This is a genomic window from Lysobacter sp. 22409, assembly GCF_052045105.1.
In the GTDB taxonomy this organism is placed as follows: Bacteria; Pseudomonadota; Gammaproteobacteria; order Xanthomonadales; family Xanthomonadaceae; genus Lysobacter; species Lysobacter antibioticus_B.
The window spans coordinates 50,577-76,575 of record NZ_JBQEOE010000017.1 but is presented as its reverse complement, the minus strand read 5'-3'; the positions used below and the strand labels follow the sequence as shown (position 1 = coordinate 76,575).

The 25,999-nt window shown below is 67.7% G+C and carries 23 protein-coding genes; 14 read left to right on the top strand and 9 right to left on the bottom strand.

Annotated elements, in window-relative coordinates:
- Positions 1 to 510: 510 nt before the first annotated feature.
- From ACTJJK_RS11060 to cls, 3 genes are all read right to left on the bottom strand, one after another.
- Entirely contained in the window at positions 511 to 1,266 is a 756-nt protein-coding gene (locus ACTJJK_RS11060; protein ID WP_440730212.1) for a pyridoxine 5'-phosphate synthase, read from the bottom strand.
- 114 nt (positions 1,267 to 1,380) lie between these two features.
- A complete protein-coding gene (locus tag ACTJJK_RS11055) occupies positions 1,381 to 1,644 on the bottom strand; it encodes a hypothetical protein (RefSeq protein WP_031374311.1) in 264 nt (87 codons plus the stop codon).
- Between the two features lie 182 nt (positions 1,645 to 1,826).
- Positions 1,827 to 3,278 carry a cardiolipin synthase gene (gene cls / locus ACTJJK_RS11050; RefSeq protein WP_440730211.1) on the bottom strand — a complete coding sequence of 484 codons (1,452 nt, stop codon included), beginning with the start codon at positions 3,276 to 3,278 and terminating at the stop codon, positions 1,827 to 1,829.
- A 177-nt stretch (positions 3,279 to 3,455) separates the two neighbouring features.
- Here cls and ACTJJK_RS11045 point away from each other — a divergent pair, with 177 nt between their 5' ends.
- Positions 3,456 to 4,196 carry an SIMPL domain-containing protein gene (locus ACTJJK_RS11045; RefSeq protein ID WP_440730210.1) on the top strand — a complete coding sequence of 247 codons (741 nt, stop codon included), beginning with the start codon at positions 3,456 to 3,458 and terminating at the stop codon, positions 4,194 to 4,196.
- Between the two features lie 163 nt (positions 4,197 to 4,359).
- Positions 4,360 to 5,463 (top strand): PA0069 family radical SAM protein, encoded by a 1,104-nt coding sequence (locus tag ACTJJK_RS11040; protein WP_440730209.1) that lies wholly within the window; start codon positions 4,360 to 4,362, stop codon positions 5,461 to 5,463.
- A 37-nt stretch (positions 5,464 to 5,500) separates the two neighbouring features.
- Here the strand turns inward: ACTJJK_RS11040 and ACTJJK_RS11035 are convergent, their stop codons facing one another.
- Positions 5,501 to 7,087, bottom strand: a complete 1,587-nt coding sequence (locus ACTJJK_RS11035; RefSeq protein WP_223619149.1) for an MFS transporter — start codon at positions 7,085 to 7,087, stop codon at positions 5,501 to 5,503.
- Positions 7,088 to 7,206: 119 nt separating this feature from the next.
- Between ACTJJK_RS11035 and ACTJJK_RS11030 the strand changes: the two genes are divergently transcribed.
- Together ACTJJK_RS11030 and ACTJJK_RS11025 are read left to right on the top strand one after the other, a co-directional pair.
- Positions 7,207 to 8,109, top strand: a complete 903-nt coding sequence (locus tag ACTJJK_RS11030) for a LysR family transcriptional regulator (protein WP_223619150.1) — start codon at positions 7,207 to 7,209, stop codon at positions 8,107 to 8,109.
- 234 nt (positions 8,110 to 8,343) lie between these two features.
- Entirely contained in the window at positions 8,344 to 9,003 is a 660-nt protein-coding gene (locus ACTJJK_RS11025; RefSeq protein WP_440730208.1) for a lysozyme inhibitor LprI family protein, read from the top strand.
- Between the two features lie 130 nt (positions 9,004 to 9,133).
- Here the strand turns inward: ACTJJK_RS11025 and ACTJJK_RS11020 are convergent, their stop codons facing one another.
- The 3 genes from ACTJJK_RS11020 to ACTJJK_RS11010 form a co-directional block, all read right to left on the bottom strand.
- The gene (locus ACTJJK_RS11020; RefSeq protein WP_440730207.1) at positions 9,134 to 11,014 is read right to left on the bottom strand and encodes a M4 family metallopeptidase; all 1,881 of its coding nucleotides are present in this window, start codon (positions 11,012 to 11,014) and stop codon (positions 9,134 to 9,136) included.
- A gap of 1,011 nt (positions 11,015 to 12,025) precedes the next feature.
- Positions 12,026 to 12,244, bottom strand: a complete 219-nt coding sequence (locus tag ACTJJK_RS11015) for a hypothetical protein (protein ID WP_057971064.1) — start codon at positions 12,242 to 12,244, stop codon at positions 12,026 to 12,028.
- 317 nt (positions 12,245 to 12,561) lie between these two features.
- On the bottom strand, positions 12,562 to 14,367 hold the full coding sequence (locus ACTJJK_RS11010; RefSeq protein ID WP_440730206.1) for an SLC13 family permease: 1,806 nt from the start codon (positions 14,365 to 14,367) through the stop codon (positions 12,562 to 12,564).
- 122 nt (positions 14,368 to 14,489) lie between these two features.
- Between ACTJJK_RS11010 and ACTJJK_RS11005 the strand changes: the two genes are divergently transcribed.
- The gene (locus ACTJJK_RS11005) at positions 14,490 to 15,680 is read left to right on the top strand and encodes a sensor histidine kinase (RefSeq protein WP_051885461.1); all 1,191 of its coding nucleotides are present in this window, start codon (positions 14,490 to 14,492) and stop codon (positions 15,678 to 15,680) included.
- Entirely contained in the window at positions 15,673 to 16,107 is a 435-nt protein-coding gene (locus tag ACTJJK_RS11000) for a response regulator (protein WP_031374300.1), read from the top strand. Before ACTJJK_RS11005 ends, ACTJJK_RS11000 begins: the two co-directional genes overlap by 8 nt.
- A 447-nt stretch (positions 16,108 to 16,554) precedes the next feature.
- Here the strand turns inward: ACTJJK_RS11000 and ACTJJK_RS10995 are convergent, their stop codons facing one another.
- Positions 16,555 to 17,271 carry a 2OG-Fe(II) oxygenase gene (locus ACTJJK_RS10995; RefSeq protein ID WP_031374299.1) on the bottom strand — a complete coding sequence of 239 codons (717 nt, stop codon included), beginning with the start codon at positions 17,269 to 17,271 and terminating at the stop codon, positions 16,555 to 16,557.
- Between the two features lie 351 nt (positions 17,272 to 17,622).
- Here ACTJJK_RS10995 and ACTJJK_RS10990 point away from each other — a divergent pair, with 351 nt between their 5' ends.
- From ACTJJK_RS10990 to ACTJJK_RS10960, 7 genes are all read left to right on the top strand, one after another.
- Positions 17,623 to 18,153: a hypothetical protein gene (locus ACTJJK_RS10990; RefSeq protein WP_440730205.1), complete on the top strand. Its 531-nt coding sequence runs from the start codon at positions 17,623 to 17,625 to the stop codon at positions 18,151 to 18,153.
- Positions 18,150 to 18,794, top strand: coding sequence for a hypothetical protein (locus tag ACTJJK_RS10985; RefSeq protein WP_440730204.1), 645 nt, complete (start codon positions 18,150 to 18,152; stop codon positions 18,792 to 18,794). The genes ACTJJK_RS10990 and ACTJJK_RS10985 overlap by 4 nt, the downstream gene beginning before the upstream one ends.
- A gap of 50 nt (positions 18,795 to 18,844) precedes the next feature.
- Positions 18,845 to 19,612, top strand: a complete 768-nt coding sequence (locus ACTJJK_RS10980; protein ID WP_031374296.1) for a hypothetical protein — start codon at positions 18,845 to 18,847, stop codon at positions 19,610 to 19,612.
- 68 nt (positions 19,613 to 19,680) lie between these two features.
- Positions 19,681 to 20,499, top strand: a complete 819-nt coding sequence (locus tag ACTJJK_RS10975) for a hypothetical protein (protein ID WP_440730203.1) — start codon at positions 19,681 to 19,683, stop codon at positions 20,497 to 20,499.
- 107 nt (positions 20,500 to 20,606) lie between these two features.
- Entirely contained in the window at positions 20,607 to 21,335 is a 729-nt protein-coding gene (locus tag ACTJJK_RS10970) for a C39 family peptidase (protein WP_223619157.1), read from the top strand.
- Between the two features lie 48 nt (positions 21,336 to 21,383).
- Positions 21,384 to 22,127, top strand: coding sequence for a hypothetical protein (locus tag ACTJJK_RS10965; RefSeq protein WP_223619158.1), 744 nt, complete (start codon positions 21,384 to 21,386; stop codon positions 22,125 to 22,127).
- Positions 22,128 to 22,163: 36 nt separating this feature from the next.
- A complete protein-coding gene (locus ACTJJK_RS10960; RefSeq protein ID WP_440730202.1) occupies positions 22,164 to 23,489 on the top strand; it encodes a transporter in 1,326 nt (441 codons plus the stop codon).
- A gap of 391 nt (positions 23,490 to 23,880) precedes the next feature.
- Here the strand turns inward: ACTJJK_RS10960 and ACTJJK_RS10955 are convergent, their stop codons facing one another.
- On the bottom strand, positions 23,881 to 24,534 hold the full coding sequence (locus ACTJJK_RS10955) for a glutathione S-transferase family protein (RefSeq protein ID WP_440730201.1): 654 nt from the start codon (positions 24,532 to 24,534) through the stop codon (positions 23,881 to 23,883).
- Between the two features lie 314 nt (positions 24,535 to 24,848).
- Between ACTJJK_RS10955 and ACTJJK_RS10950 the strand changes: the two genes are divergently transcribed.
- Positions 24,849 to 25,991, top strand: a complete 1,143-nt coding sequence (locus ACTJJK_RS10950) for a sensor histidine kinase (protein WP_440730200.1) — start codon at positions 24,849 to 24,851, stop codon at positions 25,989 to 25,991.
- Positions 25,992 to 25,999: the final 8 nt, after the last annotated feature.

Here is a 25,999-nt window from a genome sequence, read left to right as displayed (position 1 = left end):
TTATCGAAAAACGGCGCACGTCCTGTGCGCCGCCCTCCGGGTCTCCACTTGACCGGTAAAGCGGCAAAGCAGATCAAAATATCGGCAACGGCAACGGCAACGGCAACGGCAACGGCAACGGCAACGGCAACGGCTAAGCAGAAGTTACCGTTGCCTTAAAGGTTTTGCTGTGTCGTTGCTGTGCGGCGCCGCGCACTAGCGAAGGCAATCGAAGACCCGGAGGGCGGCCCGCAGGGATGCGGGCCGTTTTCCATCGGGACAGGGATGTCCCGTATGAAAAATCCCTGCGTATGCACCGATCGTGCGGGCCTGTGATTCAAAGAAAAGCATTTTTCTTTGGTTACCTTTCTTTTGTTGCTTATGACAAAAGAAAGTAACCCGCCGCTTTAGTGGCGGAAGCTCTTGGCGTTTGATCTTGATCTTGCTTTAGCGAGGCGCCGCGAACCCTCGCAGCGCGGTCGCGGCTCACCCCGCGCCTTCCCCACGCGCCGCTACGAGACTACGAACCGCTCAACGCGCCTTCGCGATCACATCCAGATACCCGCGCACCGTCGCATCCAAACCTTGATACAAGGCCTCGCCGATCAGGGCATGGCCGATCGACACTTCCAGGACATTCGGGACCCCTCGCAGGAAGGCGCCGAGGTTGGCCTGGCTGAGGTCGTGGCCGGCGTTGACGCCCAGGCCGGCGGCTTGCGCGCGGCGGGCGGCGGCGGCGAAGGTCAGCAACGCGGTATCGAGGTCGCCGCCGTCGAAGGCTTCGGCATAAGGACCCGTGTAGAGCTCGACCCGTGCGGCGCCGAGTTCGGCGGCGCGCTCGATGCCGTCGCGGTCGGCGTCGGCGAACAGGCTGACGCGGCAGCCGAGCTCGGCGAGTTCGGCTATCAAGGGGCGCAGCCGCTCGCCGTCGCGTTCGAAATCGAAGCCGTGGTCGGAAGTGAGCTGGTCGTCGCCGTCGGGCACCAGGGTGACCTGGGCCGGAAGCGTCGCGCGGCACAGGGCCTGCAGGCCGGGATAGCCTGCGCGCGGCGGTGCGAACGGATTGCCTTCGATGTTGAATTCGACGCCGCGGCTGCGGGTCAGTTCGGCGAGTGCGTAGACATCGTCGGCGCGGATATGGCGGGCGTCGGGACGCGGGTGCACGGTGATGCCGTGGGCGCCGGCATCGAGGCAGGCCTGCGCGGCGCGGCGCACATCGGGCTCGCCGCCGCCGCGCGAATTGCGCAGCACGGCGATCTTGTTGACGTTGACACTGAGGGCGGTCATGACGCGAAGCGTAGCGCGCCGCGTCAGGCACGGCGAGTGGTCGGGCATTCGGCTAGGCGATGCCGCCGGATTGCGTGCGGTCCGGCGCGGCCGGACTGGCGGCGTCGCGCAGCTTCAGTTCGGCGAGGATTCCGACTGCGACGAAGCGGCGAGCTTGCGCGCCTCGGCCTGCTCGCGCAGGCGACGCAGTTCCATCGGGTCGACGATCGAGGACACGTCGCGGCTGGTGTTGTCCAGGCGCCGTGCGAGCAGACTCATCACGCCGGCGATCATCAGGCCGAGTGCGGCCAACAGGCTGACGGCCAGGATCCCCGGCGAGGTGGTTTTCAACGCCAGCACGAAGGCGGCGGCGGCCAGCAGCAGGTAAACCCAAGGCATTGCGGCGTGCTCCCTGAAAAAATCCCGATCCGGATAGGCGGGTCCCCAGACGGAACTGCCGGCCTGGATCGGCGTTGGAGGGCCGGTACGGAGGGTTCCGGCCGGGTCCAGGCCGAGTGTAGCGCGCACCCGCGGCGGCGGCAGCTGGGGGCGCCGGCGGATGCGACCGGCGGCACAAACGGCTAGAGCAGCGGCGAAACCAGCCGGGCCAGGGCCTCGGGGAGGCGCGCGCGCCACAGCGAACGTTCACGGTCCGGGCGCACCCGCGGGGCCCGCGAGCACTCTTCCTGAATCAGGGTCGCCAACTCGCCGGCGAGCTGCTCGTTGTAGAACATCACCGAGATCTCGAAGTTGAGGCGGAAGCTGCGGTGATCGAAATTGGCGCTGCCGATGATCGCCATCTTGTCGTCGCACAGCAGGGCCTTGCTGTGCAGCATACGCGGGCCGTACTCGTGGATCTTCACCCCGGCGTCGAGCAATTCGTCGAAGTAGGAGCGCGCCGCATACGTCACCAGGCGGCTGTCGCTGAGCTTGGGCACCAGCAGGCGCACGTCGAGCCCGCCGAGCGCGGCCGAGGTCAGGGCCATGCGTGCGGCCTCGCTCGGCACGAAATACGGCGTGACCAGCCAGACCCTGCGCTGCGCGGCGTGGATCGCGCCGACGTGGACGCGGTGGATGGCTTCCCAGGGCGAATCCGGCCCGGAACTGACGACTTGCGAGGCCACGCGCCCGGGTTGCGGCGGCGGGTGTTGCATCTTCAGCGGCGGCTGGCCGGTGGCGTAGCACCAGTCCTCGGTGAAGACCAGTTCGAGCTCGCGAACCACGTCGCCTTCCAGGCGCAGATGCAGGTCGCGGTAGGCATCCTCGCGCAGGCGCTCGTCTTCCTCGTCGGTGATGTTGATGCCGCCGGTGTAGCCCACCAAGCCGTCGATGACGACGATCTTGCGGTGGGTGCGCAGGTTCAGCCACGGCCGGCGCCAGAACCAGCGCAGCTTCATCGGATGGAACCAGGCCACTTCGGCGCCGGCTTCGAGCAAGGGCTTGAGGAAGCGCCGCGAGGTCTGGCCGGAGCCGACCGCGTCCATCAACAGCCGCACCTTGACCCCGGCCCGGGCGCGCTCGATCAAGGCATCGCGCAGCGCGGTGCCGGTGCGATCGGGCAGATAGATGTAGTACTCCAGGTGGATGTGCTCGCGCGCCTGGGCGATGTCGGCCAGCAACGCGGCGTACTTGGCGCCGCCGTCGATCAGCAGGCGCACGTCGGTCGCGGTGGTCGGCGGCAGGCCGGTGGTGGCCTGGCCGAGCTTGGCCAGTTCGATCGCTTCCGGCGACGGGGTCAGACCCGCCGGCGGCGCCGGCAGCGAGGCGCGGGCGCGCACCCGGCGCAGGCGCTGGCGGTGGATGCGCAACGGGCCGAAGAAGTAATAGATCAGGAAGCCGATGTAGGGCAGCGCGGCCAAGCTGATCAGCCAGCTGATCGTCGCCACCGGCTCGCGCTTCTGCAACACGATCCAGAAACCCAGCCCGAGCAGATACACCGCCCAGCCGATCGTCAGATACAGGCCGAGGTGGGGAATGGCGAGCAGGTCTCGCCAAAGGTCGGGCAACAGATCCAGCACGTGTCGGAACTCCATCGATGCAGCGGCGCCGCCGGCACGGCCGCGCGGGCCTAGGCTAGCCCGCCGGCCCGGGCCGGCATAGCCCGGGCGCCGGCCGCAGCGCGGCGGCGACTGCCGACGCCGGCAAAGACCGGCCGCGACCCGGCGACGTAGGATGCGGCATCGCCCGCCCGAACCACAGGAAGGATTCCCATGATTCACCGGTTCCTCATCGCCGCCGCTTTACTCGCCCTGCCCTTGTCGCCGGCCTTCGCCGCCGAGGCCGAACAACGCAGCATCAACGTATCGGGTTCGGCCGAGGTCAAGGTCGTGCCGGACCTGATCCTGCTCGATGTCGGCGTCGAATCGCGGCATGCCCAGCTCGACCAGGCCAAGCGCAGCAACGACGAGAACGTCGCCAAGGCGCTGGCGTTTCTCAAGCGCAGCGGCGTGCCCGACAAGGACGTGCAGACCGATTTCATCAGCATCGAGCCGACCTACCACTCCGACTATTCGTTCACCAAGCCGCAGATCTACATCGTGCGCAAAAGCATCGGCATCAAGCTGAGCCGCATCGGCGACCTGGAGAACGTGCTGACCGGGCTGCTGTCGAGCGGCGTGCAGTACATCCACGGCATCGAATTCCGCACCTCGCAGCTGCGCAAGCACCGCGATGCCGCGCGCGCTCTGGCGGTGCAGGCGGCGAAGGAAAAAGCCGATGCGCTGGCGGCCGAGCTCGGTGTGCGGCGCGGGCCGGCGCTGAACGTGTCGGAGTCGTACTCCGGCGGCTGGTGGCGCAGCGGCAGCCGTTGGGGCAATGGCATGAGCGGCGGCCAGATGGTGCAGAACGTCATGCAGAACAGTGGCGGCGGCGAATCGGGCGACGGCGAGACTTTGTCGGTCGGCCAGATCAGCGTCAGCGCCTCGGTTAGCACCAGCTTCGCGATCGAATAGTCCGGCATCGAACGTGGTGCGCCGCTCAGCGGGCACCACGCGGCACGGAATGCGGCGCTCGGGCTGCTCCCTGGCGCATTCAGCCGGCAGGCGACGCAGCAGCGGAACCGAGCGATCCGGCGGCGTCGCGAAACCTGCGACGGCGCCGGCGTAGGCTGCGCGGATGGACGCTGCGCGCAAAGCCCGACTCTCGATCCAGCCGACTGCCTTCAAGGGCCGCGGTGCGGCGTCGTACGTGGCCGGCCGCTACGCCGTCACCACCGTCCAGGGCGAGGACGACGGCTGGGGCTCGGTCTACGAAGACGCCGATGCGAGCTCGCGCCCGGACACCCAGGTGCGCGAGGAAACCGCGCGCAGCATCATCACCCGCAACGATTCGCCCGACATCGGCTTCAGCCAGTCGGTCAATCCTTATCGCGGCTGCGAACACGGTTGCGTGTACTGCTTCGCGCGGCCCTCGCATGCCTACCTGGAACTGTCGCCGGGCCTGGACTTCGAGACCCGGCTGTTCGCTAAGGTCAACGCCGCCGAACGCCTGCAGAACGAACTCGCCCGCCCCGGCTACCAGTGCGCGCCAATCGCGCTTGGCATCAACACCGATGCCTACCAGCCGATCGAGCGACGTTACCGCATCACCCGCGGCGTCATGGACGTGCTGGACGCCTGCTCGCATCCCTTCAGCATGATCACCAAGAACGCCTCGATCGTGCGCGACGTCGAAGTGCTGGCCTCGATGGCGCGGCGCCGCCTGGTGTCGGTGTATTTCTCGGTCACCACCTTGGACAACCAGCTCTCGGCGAAGATGGAGCCGAGAGCCTCGGCGCCGCATTCGCGGCTCAAGGCCATGCGCACCCTCGCCGAAGCCGGCGTGCCGGTCGGCGTGCTGGTCGCGCCGACCATCCCGATGATCAACGACGGCGAGCTCGAGCAGATCCTCGCCGCCGCGCACGAGGCCGGCGCGCGCGCGGCCGGCTATGTGCTGCTGCGCCTGCCGCACGAACTCAAGCAGGTCTGGCGCGATTGGCTGCAACTGCACTACCCCGACCGCGCCGCGCACGTGATGAGCCTGATCCAGCAGATGCGCGGCGGCAAGGACTACGACAGCGCGTTCGGCAAGCGCATGCGCGGCGAAGGCCCGTTCGCGCAGCTGATCGGACAGCGTTTCCACAAGGCCTGGCGCAAGCACGGCTATGGGCGGCTGCCGGCCCTGGACACGAGCCAGTTCGTCGCCCCGCGCAAGCCGACCCCGCAGTTGGAATTGTTCTGAGCCGGCATCGGCGGCGAATACTGCGGCACGGCCGTACTCAGCACGCGGCTTCGCGCGCCGGTGCCGCTGCACCGATGTCCTCGCCGGCCGCATCCGGCACAGCCGCCGGCTCGTGCGCCGAGGCGTTGCCGAGCAAGACATAGGCGAGCCAGGCGATCGCCGCGGTGACGCCGGCCAGGCCGTACATCAGCCAGGCGAAAGCCTCGTCGTAACTGCGCAGCAGCAAGGCGGGGTCGAGCGCGGGCAACAGCGCCTGCGCGCGCGCGGCGTCGCCGGTGGCCAGGCGTTGCGCCGCCTGGACGAGGGCGTGGCCGTCGACCGCGCCCAGGCTGTGCAGACGCAGCTTGAGCAGGCTGGCCAGGGCCGCGGCGGCGACCGCGATGGCGAGGCCTTCGCCGGACACGCGGCTGGCGCCGAACACGCCAGCGGCCATGCCGGCGCGTTCCTTCGGCACCACGCTGATCGCCAGCCCGTCCATCAGGCCCCAGGGCACGGCCGAACCGGTGCCGATCAACAGCATCGGCGCGATCAACTGCGCCGGCGAGGCGTCGCCGGCGATCGCACCGAGCCAGACCAGGCCGACGGCGGCGAGCGACAGGCCGGCACCGCATAAGGCGCCGGCGGCGATGCGATGGCTCAGCACCGCGGCCAGGATCGGCACCACCAGCATCGGCGCCGACAAGGCGATCATCAACAGGCCGGCGTCGAGCGCACTGTGGCCGTGGATGCCGATCAAACGCACCGGCAGCACGATGATCAACACCAGGTAGCACAGGCCGGTGCCGATCGGCAGCAACTGCGCGCCGACGAAACGCGGCAGGCGGAACAGGCTGAGGTCGAGCATCGGCCGCGCCGCCCGCGTTTCCACGCGCACGAACAGCGCCAGCAACAAGGCCGCGCCGGCCAGAGCGGCGAGCACCCAGGGATCGCTCCAGCCGCGCTCGGGCGCTTCCAGTACGCCGACCGTCAACAGCGCGAGCATCGCCGTCGAACTGAGGCTGCCGCGCCAGTCCAGGCCGGTCGCGGCGGGATCGCGCGACTCGCGCATGCGCGGCAGGCCGAACACGGTGGCCAGCGCGGCGATCACCAGGCTCGACAGGAACACCGCGCGCCAGCCCTGCGCCTGCACCAGCCAGCCGGCAAGGCTGGGTCCGAACGCCAGGCCGAGGCCGAAACTCGTCCCCAGCAGACTGAAGGCGCGGATGCGTCCGGGGCCGTGGAACTCCTGCGACAGCGCGGCGTTGCCGCCGGCCAGGGCGAGTGCGGCGGCGATGCCCTGGACGATGCGCAGGGCATTGAGCGTCGCCAGGTTCGGCGCCAGCGCCAACAGCAGCGACACCACCGCATAGGACACGATGCCGATGGCGAAGATGCGCTTGCGGCCATAGGTGTCGGCGAGCGTGCCGGCCGCCATCAGGCAACTGCCGAAGGCCAGCATGAAGGCGTTGGTCATCCAGTTCAGCGCGACCGGGCTGCCGCCGAGTTCGGCGGCGATGGCCGGAATCGCCACCGGCGGGCCGGTGAAGCTCAGCGGCAACACCAGCCCGGCCAGGCACACGGCGCCGAGGATCAGGAAACGGTCGAGGCGGCCGGAGGCGTCGGCCGCGGGGTCGGAAGGGGGCATGGGTGAGTCGCGCGAGGGGGCAGGCCGCCAGGGTAGAAGCGCCGCAATCGCAGAAAAACACCGCTCCGATCCGTGCTTTATGGAACAATTGTCCGTAATTGCCGCCACCGGACCGCCCCATGGACAAGCTCGGCAGCCTGCTCGCCTTCGTCCGCACCGCCGAGACCCGCAGTTTCGTCGCCGCCGGGCGCCAGATCGGCGTGTCCGCCTCGGCGGTCGGCAAGAGCGTGGCCAAGCTCGAACAGCAACTCGGCGTGCGCCTGCTCCAGCGCAACACCCGCAACGTGCGTCTGACCGAAGAGGGCCGCATGTTCTACGAGCGCTGCCGGCCCTTGCTCGACGAACTCGACGAAGCCGAAGCGATGTTGACCCATGCGATGCAGGCGCCGCGCGGACGCTTGCGGGTGGGCCTGCCGACCGCGGGCTATCGCTTCCTGGTGCCGGTGCTGGGCGAATTCCGCGCGCGTTATCCCGAGGTCGAGCTGGAGCTGGATTTCGACGACCAGCTGGTCGACGTGATCGACGGCGGTTTCGACGTGGTGATCCGCAGCGGCGACATGCCCGACTCGCGGCTGCGCGCGCGCCGGCTCGGCCCGTTCTGCTTCATGTTGTGCGCCTCGCCCGACTACCTCGCGCGGCGCGGCGAACCGCGCCTGCCGGCCGACCTGGAAGCGCACGACTGCATCCACTTCCGCTTCGCCAACAGCGGCAAGGTGCAGGAATGGTCGCTGCGGCTCGAACCCGGCGAAGCGCCGCCGCACCTGCCGCCGGCGTTGATCTGCAACAACAGCGAAGCGGCGGTGCTGGCCGCGGTGCACGGGCTGGGCATCGTCTACACCGTGGATTTCCTGGTCCGCGACCGGCTCGCCTGTGGACAGTTGCGGCGCGTGCTGCCCGGCTTCGAGACCCAGCGCGGGCAGTTCTGGGCGCTGTGGCCGGCGCACCGGCATATCTCGCCGAAGCTGCGGGTGTTCCTGGACTTCATCGACGAACATCTGTTCGTGCACCAGCCGATCGTATGACCGCGAACCGACGGCACGCCGTCGTTGAGGTCATCGCACAGCGCGAATCCAATGCAGCCGCTGGAGAACGACGGCATTCGCGAGCAAGCTGTGTCCGCAAAGGCCGATGGCTTGCGCGACGCCCGTGTCGATGCCGTCGTCGATTCCCCAATATCCCACCCCAGTGCAACCCAGGACCCCATCGCCGTGACGTCACCCGCCCTCGTCTCTTCCGCAGTGCTCGCCGTAACGCTCATGGCTTCGGCATCGGCGTTCGCTGCCCCACCCGCTTCGGCGCAACCCTCTTTCGATTGCGCCAAGGCCGCCAGCGCTGTCGAGAAAGCGATCTGCAGAAACGACGGCCTGGCCGGTGCCGACGCCGCGGTCGGGCGCGCTTACGAGCGCTTGCGCAAATCGCTCGATTCCAAAGCCGCGAGCGGACTGCGCGAGGACCAACGCTGGTTCATCGGCGTGCGCGACGCGGCCTACGACAATGCCAGCGCGGCGAACCGGACGCAGTCGCTCCAGGCTTTGCTCGATGACCGCGCGCGCACGTTGTCGCAGATACGTGCGCAGCCGCCGGCCGGACTGGTCGGCAGCTGGCGTAACCTCGCCGGCGGCATCGACGTGGTCGACGACGGTGCCGGCCGTTTGAAAGTCGAGGCGAATGCCGCGCATCCGCTCGATGGCCGCTGGCTCTGCGATGCCAGCGGCAGCGGGCGCAGCGTCGGCGCGGCATTGACCGTGCAGGTCGAGGGCGGCGAGCGCAGTTCCCTGAAGCTGACCCGCGAAGGCGCGGCCTTGCGCGTGCAGGCGCTGGATGCGGGCGGCAAAGCGTTGCTCGGTCCCGACTACTGCGGTCACAACGGCAGTCTCGAAGGCGTGTATTTCGCGGTGCCGCCGAGCGCGGAGTGAGCGGCCGCACCGCCTGATCGGTCCGTCTCGCGACTCGGCAAGGTCGAACTAAAACGGCCCCCGCCGCGCTTTCGCGCGACGGAGGCCGTAACCACTACGAAGCTGGACTACTCAACCGAAGCGGCGCGGATCAGCCCTTGCAGCGCAGGCCGGTCGAGCCTTCCGGCAGCGAGACGTTGACCGCTTCCCAGGCGCAGGCCACCGACTTCACCACGCTGGCCTTCAGCAGACCCTTGTCGACCAGGTCCTGGGCCGCGGTCTGGGTGGCTTCGCGCGCCTGCGGGTAGGACGACTGCGAGGTCAGGTACAAGGTGTTGGCGCGGTACCAGATCTGGCCGGCGGTGTTCGGGGTGATGCCCTTGAGCCCGGTCGCGCCGTTGCAGACCAGGTCGGCCGGCAGCAGGGTCTTGCGATGCGACTTCGGCACCTTCTGCCCTTCGGCAAGCAAATAGAAGAAGTGGTTGCCGACGCCGGAGGTGTAGTGCGGGTCTTCGTCGGTGAAGCCGCCGGCCGGGTAGCAATCGAAGGAGCCGCTGCCGTCTTCGGCGACGTCGAGGCTGGGCTTGAACATGTAGCGCAGCGGCGTGCCGTCGAGCATGACGTTCTCGCCGATCAGGTAATCCGGCGGATCTTTCGGGCTGTTGTCGAAGAACTCGACCAGGGTGCCGTGGATGTCGGAGGTGGCTTCGTTGAGGCCGCCGGCGTCGCCGGCATAGGCCAGGTTCGAGGTCGCCTGGGTCACGCCGTGCGACATCTCGTGGCCGGCGACGTCGAGCGCGACCACCGGATTGGAAATGCCGTAGTCGCCGTTGCCGTAGACCATGCGCTTGGCCTCGCCGTCCCAGAACGCGTTGGTGCCGCCGGCGTCGATGAAGTAGAAGATCGAGAAGGTCACGTTGACGAAGCTTTCCACGCCCTTGCTGTCGCCGAAGATGCCGACGCGGTCGTACAGCTTCTTGTAGTAGTCCCAGGTCTTGGACACGCCGTAGTGGGCTTCCACGCCGGTGCGCTCGATGTTGGACATCTGCTCGTTGCCCCAGACGTTGTCCTTGTCGAACATCGGCGGTGCGGTGAAATCGCCGCCGCCGAAATACAGATCGACCACCGTGCCGCCGGTGTTGTGCAAGGTGCCGCCGCCGCGCTTGTCGTCGCGTAGCAGATAGCCCGCGCCGCGGCCGTCGCTTTCCTCGGCGCCGACCTTGCTGGTCGAGATCGCGACCTTGCCGCGGGTGATGGTGAAGCCTTCGCCCTGCGCCGCTTCGGCGCTATAGATCTTGCTGTCGCGGCCGAGCAAAGCGCCGTTGTCGGCATCGACATAGATCATGTCGTGGACCGGGCGATCGGCCTTGTTGAGGCCGCGGAAGGTCACTTCATACGCGAGTTTCGGCTGGTTGTCCTTGGCGAAATACACCACGCGCGAGGTCGGCTTATCCATGAAACGGCCGGCGAAATGCACGCCGGCGTCGGTCACCGCCTGCGCCACCGACAGTTTCGGCGCCTTGGCGCCGCCCTGGCCGAGCTTGAGGTCCAGGGTCTTGCTGACCGAGGTCAACAGGCCGTCCTTCATGTGCGTGACCAGGTCGCCGCCGATCACCGGCAGGCCCTGGTAATCGCGATTGAAACGCACGTGCTCGCTGCCGTCGGCTTCGACGATGACGTCGCGCGGCAGGTATTGCTCGGCGTCGATCGCCTCGCGGTCGGCCTGCGCCGCGGCGCCGCGCAGCTTCTGCGCGAGCAGCTGTTCGCGTGCGCGCGCCACCGCCGGATGCTGGGCGAGTTGTGCGCCGGACGTGGCGCCGGAGACGGTCGGCGCCAGTGCGAAGCCCGGCGTGCGCGCGGCAGCGGCCGTCTTGGCCGATGCCGTCGCCGATGCGTTCGCGGCGTTGCCGCCGGCCTGCGCCGATGCCTTGCCGGCATCGCGGTAGTGCTGCGCGGTGACCAGCGCGGTCGCGGTGGTGCCGGTCACCGCCAGCAGGATCGAAGCGGTCAGGACACGTTGTTTCATGGACATGCGGTTTCTCCGAGTCGTAGATCGAAATAAGAAAAGACCAGCCAAGAGCCGCCGCGCGAACGCAGTCGCGAAGCGGTGTCGTGCATTGCGGCAGAGGTCGTGCATGCCCCGAAGACGATTCGTCGCAGGCGGCGGCTCGTCTTCTTCGGCCCCTCCCCATAGATGGGAACGCGCTCGGGTAACGACCCCCTACCTGCGCAGCAGCGGCGACGCGTATCGCGTATGCGAATTGAGATGCGCGTCAGAGTGTGTGGCGTGTCGCGTGCGGTGCGCGTGGCGTGTGTGTGTGGGTGCGCGCGTGTTCGTGCGCGTGCGCGATGCCTTCGATGACGAGACGGCAGTGCAGGCGGGTAACGAATCGCATGCGGCAGATGGGGGATTCGACCCGTATCTTCGTCGTGGCGTCGGGTTCGCGGTCGCAGCTTGCGCAGCTCCTACAGGAGGCTTCGAAACTCCGAGACGATCTGCTGCTTCAGGGTAGGAGCGACGCGAGTCGCGACCGCGCAGTCGCCCGTGTTTGCGCCGGTGGCCGAAGGCCCGCGGTCGCAGCTTGCGCAGCTCCTACAAGAGGCTTCGAAGCTTCGAGGCGATCTGCTGCTTCAGGGTAGGAGCGACGCAAGTCGCGACCGCGCAGTCGCCCGTACCTGCGCCGCTGGCCGTAGGTTCGTGGTCGCAGCTTGCGCAGCTCCTACAAGAGGCTTCGGGCTTTCGAGGCGATCTTGAAGGGTAGGAGCGACGCAAGTCGCGACCGGATAGTTGCCCGTGTCTGCGCGGCTGGCCGAAGGCCCGCAGTCGCAGCTTGCGCAGCTCCTACAAGAGGCTTCGAAGCTCCGAGACGATCTGCTGCTTCAGGGTAGGAGCGACGTAAGTCGCGACCGCGCAGTCGCCCGCACCTGCGCAGCTGGCCGCAGGCCCGCGGTCGCAGCTTGCGCAGCTCCTACAGGAGGCTTCGAAACTCCGAGACGATCTGCTGCTTCAGGGTATTAGCGACGCGAGTCGCGACGCCCACCCTCAGCGCCGCGGCGCCGGCATGATGTGCGACAGGTAGATGCGGCTGTCTTCGAAGATGCGGATGGCGACCGGCAGGCCGAGCTGCACGGTCAGGTGGAAGGCCTCGGTCTTGGCCGCTTGCGAGGCCTGGATGGCATCGTTGAAGCATTCGTCGGCGACGTCGCAGGAAAGGCGACGGCCTTGGTAATCGGATTCGCTCAGTTGCACCGTGTAACGCATGACCGCGCCTGGATTCGGAGGAATCGAAAGGAAGAAGGGCCCCGGCCCAGCTGGACCGCTTGCTCAAGGCGGCGACCGATCCTTTGCTGAGCGGCTTCCTTGCCAACGCACTCGTCGCGCTGCCGGGGCCTGGGTAAGTTGAGGCAAGCTGTGACCGATTGCTCTCAGTGGATCGCCGAACGTGGCGTAGGAAATTCCCTACCCTTCGAGCGCGAGCGGGCCGCCCATGGCGATTGCGATGTGGCCGCCGGCCTGCGAGGCCGTGGCGCATCGTCGAAACGCAGCCGAAGGATGCGCCGGCGAACGCACCGCCGCCGTCAGGACGACAACGGCCACAACGGCCCGTCGAGCCACAGCCAGCGCGCCATCCAGGCGCTGATCAGGGCGACCATGATGGTCAGCGGCAAACCGATGCGCAGGAAGTCGTTGAAGCGGTATTGGCCCGGCCCGAGGATCAACAGATTGCCGTGATGGCCGATCGGGGTCAGGAAAGCGGCCACCGCGCCGAGCGCGGTGCAGACCACGAACGGCGTCGGCGGCAGACCCAGCGATTGCGCCAGCGAAATCGCGATCGGGCCGAGCAGTACGGTGGTGGCGGCGTCGGAAAGGATCTGGGTCAGCAAGGCGGCGGAGGCGAACATCACCAGCAGGATCGCCAGCGGCGACCAGCCCGCGACCACGTGCAACAGACCCTGCGCGAGCAATTGCGCGGTCCCGGTCTGTTCCATCGCCACGCCGAGCGGGATCACCCCGGCGATCATCACGAAGATGCGCACGTCGATCTCGCGATACGCCTGTTCGACGTCGACGCAGCGCGTGGCGACCATCGCCACGGCGCCCAACAGGAAGGCGAGCGACGCCGGCAGCCATTCGGTGGCCGCGGCGATCACGGTCGCGGCAAGGATCGCCAGCGCCAGCGGCGCGCGGATGCGGCGGCGCGCTTCGCCGGCGAACGGCACCAGCATCAGGAAGCCGTGGTGCGCGGCCAGCTCGGCGAACCGCGAGGGCCGGCCCCACAGCACCAACAGGTCGCCTTCGCGCAGGCGTGCGTCCGACAGGCGCGGCGCGACCGCGCCCTGGCGGCGCCACAGGCCGGCGATGACGGCTTGGAAGCGGCGCGCGAAATCGAGTTCGCGCACGCTGCGTCCGATGAATTCCGAGCCCGGCGCGACCACTGCCTGGACCAGCTGCGGCTCGCCGTCGCCGTGGCCGGTGACGCTGTCGCCGAAGCGCGCGATCGCATTCAGATCGAGCCCGCTGTCGTCGTGCAGCGAGGCGAAGGCGTCGGCCGAAGCTTCGACCAGCAGGATGTCGCCGCTGATCAGCGGACTGCTCGGGCCGAGGTCCTGGCGGCGTTGGCCGTCGCGCAGCCAACCGGTCAGGACGAAGCGGTCGCCGAGGGCTTTCTGCAACTCGGCCAGCGGGCGCGTGCTCCATCGCGAGCCTTCGACGATCAACAGCTCGGTGCGATAACGGTCCAGGCGCAGATAGCCGTCGTCGCCGTGCTCGCCGCTGCGCTTGGGCAACAGCCAGCGCGTGGCGAGCATATAGACCACGCCCAGCCCGACCAGGGCCAGGCCGATCGGGGTGATCGAGAAAATGCCCAGGCCCGGTGCGCCAGTGCGTTCGATGAGGTTGTCGGCGAGCAGGAAGGCCGGCGCGCTGACCAGGGTCAGGGTGGTGCCCAGCGACGCCGCGAACGACATCGGCATGAGCAGGCGCGACACCGACAGCCCGCGCGCCTTGGCGAAGCGGGTCAGGATCGGCAGCATCATCGCCGTGACCATGACGTGGTGGGTGAACGAGGACAGCGCCGCCACCGCGGGCATGGTCACCGCGATCGCGCGGCTCTCGCTTTTGCCGGAGGCGTCGCCGATCCACTGGCCCAGGCGCTCGGTGATGCCGGTCGCGGCCAGGCCGCCGGAGATCACGAACACCGCCGCGACGATGATCGCCGGCTCGCTGGCGAAGCCCGACAAGGCCTGTTTGGCGTCGAGCACGCCGGTCAAGACCAGCGCCAGCAGGGTCAACATGGCGGTCACGTCGACCCGCAGGCGCTCGCTGATGAACAGATACAGTGCTGCGCCCAGTATCAGCAGGAAGGCGATCTGAGGAAAATCCATGCCGGCATTGTGCTCGACTTGGCTGTGTCGGCGCCGTATGCGACCGTCCACCGTGCCGTCACGAGCCGGGCGGATACACTCCCCGGTCACATAATCCGCCGAAGACCCTTGCCCCTGCACCGATGAGCCTACCGCGCGCCACGACCACCGCCGACCACGCCACCGCTGCGGTGGCGTCGAAGATGGGCGACGATCGGTTCCGTCAGGCCATGGCCGCGTCGAACATCGGCATGGCCATCGTTTCGATCGAGGGCATCTGGCTGGAAATCAATCCGGCGCTGTGCGCGATGCTGGGCTATCGCGAAGACGAGTTGCGCGGCCATCACTACAGCGAAGTGACCCACCCCGACGATCTGGCGATCAGCAACAACCTGGTCACCGCGTTGGTCAACGGCAGCCTGGCCTCGGTCGACGAGCACAAGCGCTACGTGCATCGCGACGGCAGCGAGGTCTGGGTGCAGCTCAACGTCGCGGTGATGCGCGACGAGTCCGGCGCGCCGCAGTACTTCATCTCGCACATGCGCGACATCCGCGGCGAGCGCGAGGCCGGCATCGCCCTGAGCGCCCGCATCGAGGAACGCGGCGCCGCGCTCGACGCCTCCAACCGCCAGTTGCAGCTGTTCGCCGACGCGGTCGCCCACGATCTGCGCGCGCCGCTGCGCTCGATCGAAAGTTTCTCGGCCCTGCTCAGCGAACGCGCGATCGAACGCTTGAACGAGACCGATCGCGATTACCTGGGGCGCATCCGCGCCGCGGCCTCGCGCATGACCAGTCTGCTCGCGGCGCTGACCGAGTTGTCGCACGTGACCCGCGCCGAGATGCGGGTCGCGCCGGTCGACCTGAGCCTGCTCGCCGACTGGGTCGGCGCCGAGCTGCAGGACGCCGATCCGCGCCATCGCGGCGAAGTTTCGGTCCAGCCCGGCCTGCAGGTCGAAGGCGACGAACGCTTGCTCAAGCTGATGTTGAACCAGCTCATGCACAACGCATGGAAGTTTTCGTGCGAGCGCGAGGGCCAGGTCGAACCGGTGCGCATCGAGGTCAGCGGCGAGACCGTCGCGGGCCGTCTGCTGCTGACCATCCGCGACCACGGGGCCGGTTTCGACATGCGATATGCTCACAAGCTGTTCGAGCCCTTCCAGCGCCTGCACGGGCCGGACCAGGGCGGCGGTCACGGTTTGGGCCTGGCGATCGCGCGCCGCGTGGTCGAACGCCACCGCGGCGAGCTGCGCGCTCATTCGCAGCCCGGTGCGGGCAGTACTTTCATAGTGGAATTGCCTGTCGCCGCGACAGGCGAGGAAAACCCAGATGCATAAGGAAATCCTGCTGGTCGAAGACAATCCCGACGATGTCGAGCTGACCCGGCTCGCCTTCGACGAGGCCAAGATCGCCAACAGGCTGGTGGTGATGGGCGACGGCGCCGAGGCGCTGGATTACCTGTTCGCCCGTGGCCGTTATTCCGATCGCGACCCCAACGACCTGCCCTCGATCGTCCTGCTCGACCTCAATCTTCCGAAGGTCGACGGCCGCGAAGTGTTGCAGGCGATCCGCGCCCACGAGCCCACCCGCACCCTGCCGGTGGTGGTGCTGACCACCAGCACCGAGCCCTTCGACGTCGAGGCGAGCTACGCGCTCGGGGTCAACAGCTACATCCAGAAGCCGGTGGATTTCGAGCAGTTCGTGTGGGCGGTCAAACAGGTCGGCCTGTACTGGCTGGTGTTGAACCACCCGCGCAATCCGTGAGTCGCCGCGGCAGCGGTGGTCGTGGCCGGAACGGCCGGTAGCGACGACTCGGCAGCAGCAAACAGCAACAGCAAACAGCAACAGCAAATCCCCCCTGCCCCCCTTTTCCAAAGGGGGGAATTTGCGCGTGGGATTCGAACCTATACGAGCTATGGCCGCGTCAACTCGTCCTTTTTTAAAGGGGGCTGGCGCCTGCGTGAAACGGGTGACTGTGTAACGGCTGCGCCGGAGGATTTGCTTCACAGCTCCAGGCGATTGCGTCGGACGCGCTGCAGGCGATCTGATCGAGTACGTGCTAGTCGAATGTGCGACGACTTCGTCGAGCACACGTCGATTCGCCCCCTTTGAAAAAGGGGGCTGGCGCCTGGATAAAACGGCTGCCTGTGTAACGGCTGCGCCGGGGGATTTGCCTTTGCGCGCTACCCAACCCGCCTCACGCGTATAGCCTCAGCGCCCGCCGAACAACTGCTCTGCGCGCTGGAACAGAATCCAGCTGGTCGCGATGTATTTGTCGCCGCCCTTGGGCCGATTGCCGCGATGGGTGTGGGTGAACGCGGCCGGTGCGATCAGCAGGTCGCCGGCGCGCGGGACGATCTTGCGGCGCTGATACAGGAACTCGGTCTCGCCTTCCTCGAAGCCGTCGTTGAGGTAGATCGTCCACAGCACGTGGCGGTGCAGGGTCTCGGCGCCCGGGTCGCGCGGGTACAGCTCGCAATGCCAGTACGGATAACCGCCGCGATCGGCGGTGTAGCGCTGCAGGTTGATCGATCCTGGGCGGAACACGGTCTGGGCGATCGGCGCCAGCGCGTTGTCGTCCATCTCGGCCATGCGTTCGGGAGTGAGACGGTGGCGCTTGCCGTCGGCCGACGGCGCTTCCAGCATCAGCGGCGCGATCATCGTGTGCGGGTAGCGGCGCAGATAGCTCAGCAGGCCGCGGAACACCGCCAGGTTCAAGGCGATCTCGATGTCCTTCCAACCTTCGCGCCCGGTGATGGTCAGATCGCGGCTGTCCTTGAGGTCGGGCATGACGCCGCCGCCGACCCGGCCCGGCTCGCTCTCGCGGCTGGCGTCGAACCGACGCAGCAGGTCCGCGCATTGCTCGCGCGTCAGGGCCTCGGGATAGACCTCGATGAAATCGTCCGGGGCGTCGATCGTCGATGACATGGCTTGGGAAGCGAGCGCGGGAAGGCGGCCATCCTCGCACGCGAGGCGCGTTGCAAAAAGGCAACGCCCAGTGTGTGCCTGTTTACACATCTTCCTCGCGAGCCTATACAGCCACTGAATCAAGCCATTGCGCGATTTCGCCGCGCTCGGGACGGTCGCCCGCCTCGGCAAGACGCGTTCCGCGCTTGTAACGTTTTCGTTCAGCTACGCCGGTCACGCCGCTACTGGCTGAATAAATTTCTAATAAATTCAATTTCTTATGTCGTTGGCACGACTCTCGCACTAGGTCCATCACCCGTATCGCTGAAGCGACGCGGCCGTCGACCCCCTAGTCGTCTTGGAGCCCGAGCCATGTCCGCGATCTCCTGCCGCTTTTCCCAGACCTCGCAGCCGGCGGCGGCGCGCGCGGCGGCGTTGGGCCTCGCCACGATGTTCGTCATGTTCGCCGGTGCAGCCCAAGGTCAGCAGGCCGGTCCGGCCAGCGAAGACCCGACCGTGGTCATCGCCCGCACCGTCCACCCGCGTATCGCCTACCGCGCCCTGCCCGCGCAGGAGAACCCGATCCGCACCGTGGCGACGACCTTCCCCGGCCAGGTCTTCCACGGCACCCTGGACCGTTCGCTGGCGCCCCTGATCGGCGACGCCGAGCTCGGCCAGCACGGTTCCAGCGGGCTCAGCCCGAGCGCCGCGACCGGGGCCCTGACCGGCCTGCTGGTGCCGACCGAATCGCTCGGCGCCGGCTTGCTCGGTCCGTCGGCGACCGCGCCGATGGGCCCGACCGCCAGCGTCGGCGGAGCGGTGACGAATGCGACCGCCGGCATCGCCGACCTGGTCACCGGCAGCGTGATGCAGGCCTTGGCGCCTCAGGGGAACGGCCGATGAGCGCGCGTCTGCGTCCGCTGCGCCTGGCGCCGCTGTGGCTGGCGGTGTGTCTGTTCGCGACCGCCCTGTCGACCGACACCGAGGCGAGCGAAGTCCCGTCTGCGAACGGTGCCGACCATGCCCGCATCGGCGCCGACAGCGGCCGTTCGCTCGATGGCCGCGCCGCGATCAACCAGACCGCGGGCGTGGGCAACGTGCAGAGCAACCTCGCGGCGATCGCGGCCGCGCCCGCGGGCACGGCGCTCGCATCGGCGCAGGCGAACCAGGCCGCGTCCGATGCGCACAACGAATCGCGCGATGCCTCCGCGCGCATCGGTGCCGGTGCCTTCGCCGACAGTCGCGGGCTGCTCTCGCTCAACCAGAGCGCCGGCGCCGGCAATGCCCAGGCGAATCTGTTCGTGCTCGCGACCGGCAGCGCGCTGGCCGGCCTGGACGACGGCGCGCTCGACGATGCCGCGCTGGCCGCCATCGCCGGCGAAACCCAAAACGATGCCGCCGCCGACGCACCGCGTATGCGCGAAGCGACGATCGCCGGCGACGCCTTCCGCGGCGGCGAAGGCGTGCTGCAAATCAATCAGACGGCGGGGGTCGGCAACGCGTCGGCCAACGCCATCGTGCTCCAACTGCCCGGGGGCTTTTAAAAAAAAGCGGCAGACGCAAGGCGATATCAACCACCACCAGGAGAGAGATCATGAAAGTTCATTTCACCCTGCTTGCCCTCGCACTCGGCGTGGCTGTGGCTGCGCCGGCTTATGCCGAAGGCGACGACGCCGACATCTACAGCTCCACCCGCGTCAGCAACAGCGTCGGCGTGCACGGCCGCGTCTGGGTCAAGGGCAAAATCCGCGTCGCATCCGAATCCGCCGCCACCGTCGACCAGGATCAGACCACCCTGGCCAACGAGTCGCTCGGCGACGGCGACCACACCGCCCACCTCGGCGGCAGCGCCTTGTCGGACGCACAGGGCAACATCGGCGCGAACGTCGCCGCCGGCGTCGGCAACGCCCAGGCCAATGACACCGCGTTGTCCGCGGTCGACGGCGAAAAGGTGTTCGCTTCGGCGATGACCTTCAACAACCAGGAATCGAGCTTCAACTTCGCCTACTCGTCGCAGCAGGACACCGATTACCGCGCCACCCTCAACGGCGACGCGCTGTCCAATGCCAAGGGCAACATCGGGGTGAACGTGACCGCGGGCGTCGGCAACGCGCAGAGCAATGCCATGGCCGCATCGGTCAACAGCTCGGGCACGATCGCCAAGGCCGCCTCCGACAGCGAGCAGGACGCCTGGTTGAACACCCTGGCGGCCGCTTGCGATCTCGATACCTTCGCGACCCTCGCGGGCAACGCGTTGTCGGGCGCGCAGGGCAACATCGGCGCCAACGTCGCCGCCGGCGTCGGCAACCTGCAGCACAACGGCCTGTCGATCGCCACCGCGTCCTGCGGTAGCTGCGACTGATCCGCGCGCGGCCGCGGCGCAGGCCGCGGCCGTTTCGCGCGCTGTTTCGAAGCCTACGGAGACTGGACATGAAACTTCACCACCGCCTGCTGGCGCTTGCCTTGGTCTCGAGCCTCGCCTTGCCGGCCTTGGCCGAAGGGGACGACGCCGAGATCTACAGCAGCACCCGCGTAAGCAACAGTGTCGACGTATCGGGTCGGGTCCGGGTCAAGGGCAAGATCCGCGTCGCATCCGAATCCGCCGCCACCGTCGATCAGGACCAGACCACCGTCAGCAACTGGTCGCTCGGCGACGGCGATCACGACGCCCATCTCGGCGGCGACGCGCTGTCGGATGCGCAAGGCAACATCGGCGCCAATGTCGCCGCCGGCGTCGGCAACGTTCAGGCCAACGACACCGCCCTGTCGGCGGTCGACGGCGAGAAGGTGTTCGCGTCGGCGATGGTGTTCGGCAGCCAGAGCTCGACCGACAACTACGCCACCACCAACACCGACCACACCTACTACAGCGCCACGCTCGACGGCAACGCATTGTCGAATGCCAAGGGCAACATCGGCGTCAACGTCGCCGCGGGCGTCGGCAACGTTCAGGGCAACGGCATGGCCGCGTCGGTCAACAGCTCCGGCCGGCTCGCCATCGCGACCTCCGACAGCGAGCAGATGTCGACGATGAACCTGCTCGACAGCGAAGGCCGCCGCATGAGCCTGGATCTGTTCGCCACGCTCGACGGCAACGCCCTGTCCGGTGCGCAAGGCAACATCGGCGTCAACGTCGCCTCGGGCGTCGGCAATCTGCAGCACAACGGCCTGTCGATCGCGACCGCGTCCTGCGGCGCCTGCGCGCCACCCCCGCCGCCGCCGACCTGCGGCGCGAACTGCGGCGACTGACCGTCGTTGTTGCGTCCATCCGCGGCGACCGTCATCAGGGTCGCCGCGGATGTCCTTCCTCCCGTGCCGGCCGCGACGGCCGGCTACGATCTCAGGGCGGTATCGACATGCGTTCGCTGGGTTTCTGGATGACGGTCTGCCTGGGTGCCGCAACGTGGTGCGGCGCCGGCCACGCGCAAGCGCCGGTCGAACGCAGCAGCACCGTCGATCTGACCCGGCTGGCCGGCACCGGCGCGGTGCCGGTGGTCAAGACCATGCGCACGATGCGCGACCTGCGCTATCGCGACCTGCTCCAGCAGCGCTACGACTTCAGTTGCGGCTCGGCCGCGCTGGCCAGCCTGTTGCATTACGGCTACGGCATGGACGTGAGCGAGCCGGAACTGATCAAGAAGATGATGGTCGGCGTGGATCCCAACGAAGTCGTGCGCAACGGCTTCTCGATGCTCGACATGAAGCGTTACGTCGAAAGCGTCGGTCTGCGCGCGCATGGGTTCCGCATCGAGGCCGATGCCTTGTACCGCTTGCAGATGCCGGTGATCGCCCTGCTCGATCTCAAGGGTTATCGCCATTTCGTCGTGGTCAAGGGCGCTGCCGGCGGACGCGTGTTCGTCGCCGATCCCGCGCTCGGCCATCGGGTGATGCTCGAAGGCGATTTCGTCCGCGGCTGGAACGGCATCGTGCTGGCGGTGGTCGGCGACCGGCCGATGCGCGCCGATTCCTATCTGGTCAGCCATCGCAGTTCGCCGGCCCTGTTGCGGCGCGTGGATGCGCTCGATCGCGCGACCGCGCCGCCGCGGGTGGTCGAGTTCGGCCTGGTGATTACCGATTTGTTCTGAATGTCCGCGCATCGATCCGGTGCGCACGCAAAGCGTTCGAGGTGCCCGATGAACCGTCCATCACTCCCCTGTGCCCTGTTCACGGCCCTCGTGGCAGCGGCGGCCGCGGTCCAACCCGCGGTCGCCCTGCCCCCTCTGAAAGCCGAACTGGTCGACGAGGCCACGCTCGCGACCGTCTGCGGCAGGTACTTCGGTGCGCAGATGTTGGTCGGTCTGCGCGTGGACCTGGTGTCGAGCCTGGCCACGGCCCAACAAGGCGCCGCGGTCGCCAGCGGTTCGCTGCTGATCGAGCGCGCCGGCACCGGCTATGTCGTGCAGGTCGATGCGCGCAGCCAGGCCGAAGCCGGCCTGGACGCGCCGCTCGCGGACAACGCCAGCGCGAGCGGCGCCGAGGCGTTGCAGGTCCAGGGCATCGGCCAGATCGCGCAGATCGCCGGCGACCGCAACCGTTTGTCCAATCTGACCGCGATCCAGTTCGTCGAACAGGTCGACGCCAGCGGCTTCAACGGCCAGACCCAGAGCCAGGCCGGCGCCGGGCCGATGACCGCGCAGGTGACCTTCCTCGACGGCGGCGTGCAGCTGGGCGTCGCCGGCCCCGGAGCGTCCTTGCAGCAACACCTCGATGCCGGCGCGCAGGGCGGCATCGTCCAGCTCGGCCGCATCGCCGGCAACGACCTCAACGGCAGCAACCGCATGCAACTGCAGCTGGTTACCTCGGCGATCACGCCGCAACAGGGCGGCCAGCTCGGCCTGCTGCAGGCACTGGAAAGTCTGCGTTCGTTGCCGCGCTGAGCGGCACGTTTCACTCTTGCTAAGGATGTCGAGACCATGCGTGCCGTGCTGACTCCGTTGACCCTGGCCCTGTCGCTCGTCCTGAGCGCACAGGCGTTCGCCGCCGAAGACGGCGCCGACACCGTATCCCTGCACCAACGCATGCTCGACATGAGCCGCGAGCTGGCTTCGCAGCGCGCCGAGATCGAGCGGCTGCGCAATCAGGTCGACGAACTCGAACTGAGCCAACGCGGGCGCGGGCTCGACGCACCGGGCGATGCCGGCTACCAGGACAACGCCAGCAAGATCGCCCGCGAGGCTTCGGAGGAAGCGCGGCGCAAGGCCTCGACGACCGCCGCCAACGACGCCCAGGAGCGCGACGGACCGGTCCAGGTCGGCCAGACCCAACGCGAGGAAGACGCGCAACGCCGCGAGCGGGAAAAAGCCCTGGTGGTGCGCGAACACGCGCCCTTGTTCGAGCGCAAGTTCACCCTCGATACCGGCCTGAGTTACAGCTACTACGACCGCCGCCAGCTCGCGCTGAGCGGGTTCCTGGCGCTGGATGCGATCTTCCTCGGCAGCATCAACCTGGACCAGACCAAGGCCACCGTCGCCACCGTCGACCTCACCGGCCGCTACGGTTTCACCGACCGCTTCAGCGTCGAAGCCAGCCTGCCCTACGTGTACCGCGATTCGCGATTCGTCAGCGGCGGCGCCGGCGGCGCCTCCAGCGTGGTCAGCGAGGTCAACATGCGTTCGCAAGGCATGGGCGATGCCAGCGTTGCGGCCTACTACCAGTGGGTCAAGGAGTCGCAGCGCTGGCCCGACATCGTCACCAGCCTGCGGGTACGCGCGCCGACCGGGCGCGACCCGTTCGGCCTCAAGTTGATCCAACCCGACGACGACAACAACAACCTCAATATTCCGGAGAACCTGCCGACCGGTTCGGGTATCTGGAGCGCGACGTTCAATGTCTCGGCCTTGCGCACCTACGATCCGGTGATCCTGTTCGGCAACATCGGCTACACCTACAACCAGCCCAGGGACTTCGACGACATCTCGCCGGTGGCCGAACAGGTTTCGCCGGCGCGGGTCGAACTGGGCAACACCATCTTGCTGAGCGGTGGCCTGGCCATCGCCCTCAACGATCGTTCCGCGGTCAGTTTCAGCGTCGCCACCGCCGCCACCGGCGCCACCCACACCACCGCGCCCGGCGGGCCGAAGCGGCGCGTGCCGGGCAGTTCCAGCAACAGCACCACGCTCAACATCGGTGCCAGTTATGTGCTGCCGTCGGGGTGGACCTTCAACGGCCAGATCGCCGCGGGCCTGACGCCGGACGCGCCGAACTTCGTATTCGCGATGCGCACTTCGCGCTCGTTCTAGGGGAATCGTACCGGGGAGTCGCACCAGGGGAGTCGCAACGCAGGCATTGCAACAGGGGAACTGCGCCAGGGGAGCATGGGGCACGAACATCAGGCAGGTTTTCTGCGGGAGAGGCGTCGCTTTCGACGACGCTCGCGCCGGGGCGGAGGTGTGAGGCCTCCGTCCCGATTTTTTGTCCGGCGCTCTTGCTTTTGCTGTTCCTTCTCCGCATCGGGGGCAGGGAACTGCTTGCGTTGCTTGCAATGCATGGCGCCGAACAGCAAATCCCCCGCGCCGAAGGCCGCATCGGACCTCGCGCTCTGCCGGGCGCTCGCCCCCTTTGCCAAAGGGGGCGATGTGAGAAAGAGCGCGCAACCGACGCACTCGGCGCTCACGGATGGCGATGCGGGGCTCAGCCCGCCGCAACCGCGACCTCAGTTAGCGGCCGGGTTTCGCTTGGCCAGGGGGCGGCCCAGGCCGGGATGCGCATCAGGTCGTCGAGCCAGTGCCGGATGTGGGCGTAGGGTTCGAGCGGCATTTCCGATTCGCGCCAATAGGCCGCCATCGAGGCGAGTTGGAAGTCGGCGATCGTCAGCCGGCCGCAAGCCACGTAGCGGCGATCGGCAAGGTGGGCGTCGAGCACGCGGGCGAATCGGATCAGTCCCGCGGTTTCCGCCTTCAACAGCTCCAGGTCCGGCGGGCCGAGTCCGAACGTGCTCTTGACCACGTGCTCGAAGTAGAACGGCGCGACCGCGTTCGCCCAGTGGCAATCGTTCCACGACAGCCAGCGCAGCACGTCGATCTGTTCGTCGGGCGAGTGCGCCGGCCACAGGTCCGAGCCGTGCTTGATGCACAGGTAGGCCATGATCGCCGAGGATTCCCACAGCACCCGGTCGCCATCGACCAGGGTCGGCGCCTTGCAGTTGGGGTTGAGGGCGGCGTAGTCGGCGGCCTTGAGCTCGCCGGCCATCAGGTCTTTCTCGATCAGCTCTGCGTCGATGCCGAGGTGTTTCACCAGCGCCAGTACCCGTCGCGGTGCCTGGGCCTTGATCCAATAGATCCTCATAGCGGTGCTCCGTCGTTTGGGGTGATATCCATCCGACGAACGGCAAGGCGGCGAATCGACGCGGCCGGGCCGCCGCGACCGGTACGATGCGCGTAGGCGACGGCTGCCGGAGTCGATGGCGCGGCCCCGGAATCCGCTATAGGTAGTTGATATTAAAGAACATATCTAATGCTCCGCGGTGGGTGGCAGGCGCGGCGGCAGCGCGCGGTCTGGCGATACGCCGGCCGATCCGATGCGGGTGGACGGTTCCGCCCGTCCGCGGGCCGGCCGTCGCCACAACAGACTGAACAAGGGCCGCGTATCGTGCCGGAATGATGCATGAGTTCCTCACATCGAACCGCGCCGATCTGATCGCCCGATGCCGGGTCAAGGTTGCCCGGCGCGCGCCGCCGGGCGTGCCGGAGGTGGAGCTGGAACACGGAATCACCGTGTTCCTGGAGCAGCTCATCAAGACCCTGCAGGTCGAACAAACGTCCGAGCCCGCGCGCAGCCGCAAGGTGTCCGGCCCCACCGGCGGCGGCAAGCCGGCTCTGTCGGAAATCGGCGAAAGTGCGGCGCTGCACGGCAAGGAATTGCTGGCTCACGGTTTCAGCATCGATGCGGTCGTCCACGACTACGGCGACCTGTGCCAGGCGATCACCGACCTGGCGTTCGAACGCGGCATGCAAATCGACATCGACGAGTTCAGGACGCTCAATCGCTGCCTCGACAATGCGATCGCCAATGCGGTGACCGAATTCGGCTATCAACACGATTTCGCTCTCGCCGGCCAGCAGGTCGACGTCCTGAACGAGAAGCTGGGCTTCTTCGCCCACGAACTTCGCAACCACCTTTGCACCGCGACGCTGGCGCTGTCGATCATCAAGGAAGGCAACGTCGGCCTGGGCGGCGCCACCGGCGGCGTGCTCGACCGCGCCTTGGTGAGCCTGAGCAACCTGATAGACCGTTCGCTGGCCGAGGTGCGCATGACCGCCGGGATGCCGGTGCATCAGCACCTGTTTTCGCTGGCCGATTTCATCGCCGAGATCAAACTGTCGGCGTCGCTCGAAGCGCAGGTCAGGAACTGCAGCCTGGCCGTCTCGAACGTCGACCCGCTGTTGGCGGTCGATGCCGACCGCGACCTGCTGTTGTCGGCGGCGGGCAATCTGTTGCAGAACGCGTTCAAGTTTTCCCATCCCGGCAGCGAGATCGTTCTCAACGCCTATGCCGCCGCCGACCGCATCCTGATCGATGTCGAGGATCGTTGCGGCGGGCTGCCGCCGGGCGATGCCGAGCGCTTGTTCCATCCGTTCACCCAGGCCGGCGCGGACACCAGCGGGTTGGGATTGGGATTATCGATTGCCCGCCGCAGCATCCTGGCCAACAAGGGTGAGCTCAGCGTCCGCAACCTTCCGGGTTCCGGCTGCGTGTTCACCATCGACCTGCCGCGTCGTTCGCTGGAAGAAGCCAAGCGCTAGGCGAGGGC